Here is a 1,107-nt window from a genome sequence, read left to right as displayed (position 1 = left end):
CGAACGCACCGGCGCTACCACTGTCACTTCCACTACTCGCACTGCCGCTCGATCCTGTGCCGCAGCGGGAGTGTCCGATTAACGGTGGATCCGACCTTGATGTCGGTTAGTTACCGTTCAGGGTGATGCGTCCTTCGAAGGTGATCGCAAACGCATTGAGCGCGGGCTTCCACCTCATTGCCCATCGTGCCTTACCTTTCCCTGTCGGGTCCAGAGCACGCGTGGCCAAGTACAAGCATTTGAGCGCCGCCTGCTCAGTCGGGAAGTGCCCACGCGCCCGTACTGCGCGCCTGTAGCGAGCGTTGACAGACTCGATCGCGTTCGTCGAGCAGATGACGCGCCTGATCTCGACGTCGTAGTCCAGGAACGGAACGAACTCACTCCACGCGTTGTCCCACATCTTGATAATCGCTGGATACTGCTGCCCCCATTTCTGCGTGAACTCAGCGAATCGTTCCCTGGCCGCAAACTCCGACGGAGCGGTGTAGACAGGTTTGAGATCACGCGCCATCGCATCCCAATATTTACGAGAGGCAAAGCGAAAAGTGTTGCGTATCAGATGAATAATGCACGTCTGCACCACAGCGAGTTCCCAGACGGTGTTGATCGCTTCAGGCAATCCTTTGAGTCCGTCGCACACAACGATGCAGACGTCCGCCACACCACGGTTCTTGATCTCGGTCAGGACCGAGAGCCAGAACTTTGCGCCCTCTCCGCCCTCGCCGGCCCAGATCCCGAGGATGTCGCGTTCGCCATTGACGGTGACGCCGATCGCGACATACATCGGCCGGTTGGTGACCTGCCCATCGCGAACCTTCACGTGCACCGCATCGATGAACATCACCGGATACACCCGATCAAGTGGCCGGTTCTGCCACTCCGTCATTTCCCCGACGACCTTGTCGGTGATCCGCGAGATCGTGTCCTTCGACACCGACGCTCCGTAAATATCTTGAAAGTGCGCGGATATCTCGCCGGTCGTCAAACCCTTTGCCGTCAATGACAATACGATCTCATCGATACCCGTCAAGCGTCGCTGACGCTTCTTAACAATCTGCGGGTCGAACGAAGAATCGACGTCGCGTGGCACTTCGATCTCCACCGGCC

General features: G+C 58.2%; 1 protein-coding gene. It reads right to left on the bottom strand.

Annotated features, from left to right (window positions below):
* Positions 1 to 106 precede the first annotated feature (106 nt).
* A partial coding sequence (locus tag ACH4J0_RS43160) for an IS256 family transposase (RefSeq protein WP_361230740.1) occupies positions 107 to 1,107 on the bottom strand: 1,001 nt, incomplete at its 5' end.

The organism is Kitasatospora sp. NPDC017646, assembly GCF_044329365.1.
Lineage (GTDB): Bacteria > Actinomycetota > Actinomycetes > Streptomycetales > Streptomycetaceae > Kitasatospora.
This window is presented reverse-complemented; position numbering and strand designations above follow the sequence as displayed.